Source organism: Methylobacterium brachiatum (assembly GCF_020523825.1).
Classification (GTDB): Bacteria; Pseudomonadota; Alphaproteobacteria; order Rhizobiales; family Beijerinckiaceae; genus Methylobacterium; species Methylobacterium brachiatum.
Genome location: NZ_JAJALK010000041.1, coordinates 1 through 4367, shown reverse-complemented (window position 1 = coordinate 4367; position 4367 = coordinate 1). Strand labels below are relative to the sequence as shown.

Sequence of the window (4367 nt, the reverse complement as noted above, 5' to 3'; positions counted from 1 at the left end):
GGGGGCCGACATAGGACGGGCACAAAACCACGCTAAGCGGACAGAGCAAGAACATCGGACCTGTCAGTGTGCTTGCGGTTGAGGGGTCTGAAGCCATCGAGCCCGATCGCCGCTTCTCCGGTCCAGATGTAATCGCCGGTGAGGTTGATGTGCTGCCAGCCGAGCGGTGCCAGGTGAGCGAGCAAATCGTCCGGAACGGGCTCGCCCTGGCGGCGCAACTGACGGATGGCGCGGTCCATGTAGACCGTGTTCCAGAGGATGATCGCGGCCACAACCAGGTTCAGGCCGCTGGCGCGATGTTGACGGCTCTCCGCGTCGCGATCCCGTATGCGCCCGAGGCGATGGAAGCAGACCGCCCGAGCGAGCGCGTTGCGGGACTCGCCCTTGTTCAGTTCCGCGCTCGCCTGTCGGCGCAGGCCGGGATCCTCCAGCCAGTCGAGGGTGAACAGGGTGCGCTCGATCCGCCCCAGCTCCCGCAGCGCCAGGGCCAGCCCGTTTTGGCGCGGATAGGATCCGAGGCGCCGCAACATCAGCGAGGCGGGCACGCTGCCCACGCGCACGGAGGTCGCCAAGCGCAGGAGGTCGTCCCAATGGCGCGTGATCAACGCTTCGTCGATCCGGCCGGCCAGGAACGGTTCGAGCGTCGGCCATCGCCCGGCCGGGGCAAAGGCATGGAGCCTGCGATCGGAGAGGTTCGGGATGCGCGGCGCGAAGCGGAAGCCGAGCAGATGGCAGAGCCCGAACACATGGTCCGAGACGCCACCGCCATCGGTGTGGTGGATCGCGATGTCGACGCCGCCGCCATGGTAGAGAAGGCCATCGATGACGTGGGCGGCTTCGCCCTCGGTCGCCGAGATGACCTTCGTGTGGAACGGGGCATAGCGGCCGGAGATGAATGTGTAGAACGAGACGGCGGGGTGAGATCCCTTGTGCGGATTGATCGTCCCGGCGCCCTCGGCGTGCCCACCGAGCGGGAAGTGCTGCCCGTCGGAACTCGACACGACCGCAGCCCCGAACGCGGCGGCCAGGGGATGAGCGTGTTGAGCGGCGACGACCGCGGCCAGCGCCCGGCCATAGTTGTCCTCGTTCAGATGCCATCCGGCCGTCCAGGCGAGCTGGCGGTAGCTGGCCACCGCGCAGGCGTCGGCCATGCGGGTGAGACCGAGATTGGTGGCGTCGGCCAGCACCGCCGTCAGGACGATGCGCCGATCGGACGTCGGCAAGCCCGTCCGGAGATGGGTGAAGTGGTCGCAAAGACCGGTCCAGCCGTCGACTTCGGCGACGAGATCCGTGATCCGGATCCGCGGCATCAGGGCCTGGATGCGGGCGGCCAGATCTTCGGCGGCCTCGGGGGTGATCGCCTGTGGCGCGGTGATCCGCAAGGCGGTCGCGGAGATGCGGACGTCGGCGAGGAGGTTGCGGTCGGCACGCCGTTCCACTTGGTCCAGGCGCTCTCCGAGGAGCGTCTTGCGCATTTGCAGATAGACGGACGGATCGTCCGGAACGGCGAGCGGCAGCGGTCCTGCCTGCCGCATCGTGGTGAACAGTGCCTGCGGGATCATCTGGTCTTCGATGGCACGGTACTGCCGGCTGCCGGCGACCCAGACATCCCCGGCGCGCAGCCTGTCGCGCAACTCTGCGAAGAGGCAGAGTTCGTAAGCGGCGGCATCGAGGTGACCGCCGCGCAGGACCGCGCTCCGCCAGCCATGCCGAACGAACCCGGTCGGTAGGTCGCCTGGGAGCGTGCGGCGCGTCCCGCGATAGAAGACGCGCATGCGCTCGACCGCCCGCAGGAGGCCATCCGTGCTGGCGATCCCATGGAACGCGAAGCTGTCGAGGAACAGGGGGCCGATCCGGCGCACGAGCCCGTGACTGGCGGCGGCAAGGGCGGCATGGTCGGCTCCGTCCGGACGGGACAGGCGATCCGCTTCGGCGACCGCACGCATGAAGCCGTCCCAGGAGATGACGCTCTCGATCGCCGCGAAGGCGTCGCCTCGTGCGTCGCGCACCGCGATCAACGCATGCCCGACGCGGGCGAGGAGCCGGATCTTGTCGTTGACGGCCCGCGCGTTGGCCTGCAACTCGGAGGCGGCGCGTCGCTCGGCCCGCCGGAACAGCCCTCCCACGAGCCGGTCGAACAGGCCGACGGCTTCGTCGGTAAGGCGGGTCATGGCGTCCAGCGCGGTGACGGCGAGGACGGCGTGCCGCCGGAGGGGCGACAGGCTCTTCAGGTGTTGTGCGGACAGGCGCATTCCTTCGCGGGCCAGGGCTTGGCGGCGATCGGTTTGGATCGCCTCGACGAGCGTAGCGTCGAGCCCGAGGGATCGAAGCCGCCCGAGCTGGCCGAGAAGGCGCACCAACGCGCGATGTCCTGCCGCTCCCGGTGGCTGACGCGCCCAGGCGAGCGGGCTCAGCACAGCCTCGGCGGGAACGTCCAGAAGGGCGTCCAATGCGGCACGCCGGCGATTGTCGAGCCGGGCATCGATCTGACGGTCCACATACCGGTCCGCCTGAGACAAGGCGTCGGCGGTCAGACGCTCGATCACCGTGGGACCCGGTGCGGCGATGGCCCGGCGGCGAAGCTCCTCCATGAGAAGCCGGGCGAGCGTTGTGCCACTCGTCGTGGCCAGGGCCTGGGGCAGCAGCCATCGGGCCATCGCGATGCGATCGGGCCGGGCAAAGGTCCTGAACCCGAACGCGGTGTAGAGGGCCTGGAGTTGGTCGTAGCGGGTCTGGGACCGGATGGCGTAGTCGACCAGAGCGTCCGAGGGCAGATCGAGCTGGTCGGCGATGAACGTCAGAACCTCCCGCGGCACGACTTCACCGCGATGGAGCAGACGCCCCGGATAGCGCAGTGCGCAGAGCTGGACGGCAAAGCCGAGGCGATTGTGAGCCCGCCGCCGCCGGGCGATGACCGCGAGGTCGGCTGGAGACAGGGTATAGTAACGGACGAGGTCGGCTTCGTCCGTCGCCAGGGCGAGCAACGCGTCGAGTTGGGTTCGGGTCACGGCTCGGCGGCGTGGCATGGCGGCTCTGTCCCAATTGGAGTAATGGCTATTTGCGATGCCGGCAGGCCAAGCTGGAACAAGGACTTGGCGGGCGCAGGGCCGGGAGGGTTCAATTGGGACAGAGCGCGGCGATCTATTGCCGGGTCTCGACCGCGGACCAATCCTGCGAGCGTCAGGAGCGCGATCTGCGTGCCTTCGCCGAGCGCGCCGGCTACGCGGTGGTCGGCGTGTTCAGGGAAACCGGCTCGGGGGTGAAGCTCGACCGTATCGAGCGCCGCAAGGTCATGGCGCTGGCGCAAGCCCGCCGGATCGACGTGGTGCTGGTGACGGAGCTGTCGCGCTGGGGCCGCTCGACCCTCGACCTTCTCGAAACCCTGCGTGAACTCGAAGCCCGGCGCGTCTCTGTCGTGGCGATGAGCGGCATGACCTTCGACCTGGCGAGCGCGACCGGCCGCATGATGGCCACGGTGCTGGCCGGGATCGCCGAGTTCGAGCGCGAACTCCTGCGCGAGCGTGTCCGCTCGGGCCTGGCGGCGGCCCGGGCACGGGGCCGGGTGCTCGGGCGGCAGACCGGCCAGAGGCCGAAATCCGACCGTCTCGCCCCGAAGGTTTTGGCCCTGATCGAGGCCGGGCGGAGCTACCGGCTGATCGGCCGCGAACTCGGGCTCAGCAAGAACACAGTGGCGGAGATCGTCAAACGCCATCGCAAACCGGTGGCCGGAGTCCGCCCGTGAGCCGGCCGCCGCGCAAGCCCCCGGCCAACGCCTACCGCAAGGTCGACTTCCGCGAGGAGGCTCGGGCGATCGTCTTCAAGGATCGGTACGATCGGAAATACGGCCGGGCCGTCGATACCGCCGGCACGATCGCCCGAGCCCTGGAGCGCGCCTACAAGCAAGGCTTCGCCGATGCCCAGGACCCGCACCGATCGGCCTCGCCGGTGACCGAGCCGACGGCTGGCCCGCTCGAATGGGGGTTCATTCCGCCGCGTCCTAGGAACGCATTCTGGTCCTGCTGCCTGTTCATCCTTGGCCGTCAGGGCAATCGCCTGCGCCTCGGGCATCTCGAACCCGCTCTGACCGAACGGGGAACCCAGGGCTGGCGGCTCGTCGTCGAGGGTTACGAACCCGAGCTCAAGGATGTGATCAGCGCCAGTTCGATCCGACCGTTGGTCAAATTGGGCCTGCTGGAGAGCGCCCCGAGCAGTCCCGAGAGGTTGACCATCAGCGCCCGGGGCCGCGCCACATGGGAGCTGTACCTTCTCTCAGGTGAACTGGGCCCCTGAGCATCGCTCCAACCCAAACTTCGTTCCTCGTTTGTCTCCTTAGCGTGGTTTTGTGCCCGTCCTATGTCGGCACCCCA

The 4367-nt window shown here is 68.6% G+C and carries 3 protein-coding genes; 2 read left to right on the top strand and 1 reads right to left on the bottom strand.

Going from position 1 to position 4367, the window contains the following annotated elements:
• Positions 1-32: 32 nt before the first annotated feature.
• Positions 33-3026 (bottom strand): Tn3 family transposase, encoded by a 2994-nt coding sequence (locus LGR69_RS31630; RefSeq protein ID WP_043075339.1) that lies wholly within the window; start codon positions 3024-3026, stop codon positions 33-35.
• A gap of 95 nt (positions 3027-3121) precedes the next feature.
• Here LGR69_RS31630 and LGR69_RS31625 point away from each other — a divergent pair, with 95 nt between their 5' ends.
• Both LGR69_RS31625 and LGR69_RS31620 read left to right on the top strand, forming a co-directional pair.
• The gene (locus LGR69_RS31625) at positions 3122-3742 is read left to right on the top strand and encodes a recombinase family protein (protein WP_043075338.1); all 621 of its coding nucleotides are present in this window, start codon (positions 3122-3124) and stop codon (positions 3740-3742) included.
• Positions 3739-4290 carry a hypothetical protein gene (locus LGR69_RS31620; RefSeq protein WP_043075337.1) on the top strand — a complete coding sequence of 184 codons (552 nt, stop codon included), beginning with the start codon at positions 3739-3741 and terminating at the stop codon, positions 4288-4290. Before LGR69_RS31625 ends, LGR69_RS31620 begins: the two co-directional genes overlap by 4 nt.
• The last annotated feature ends 77 nt before the right edge of the window (positions 4291-4367 follow it).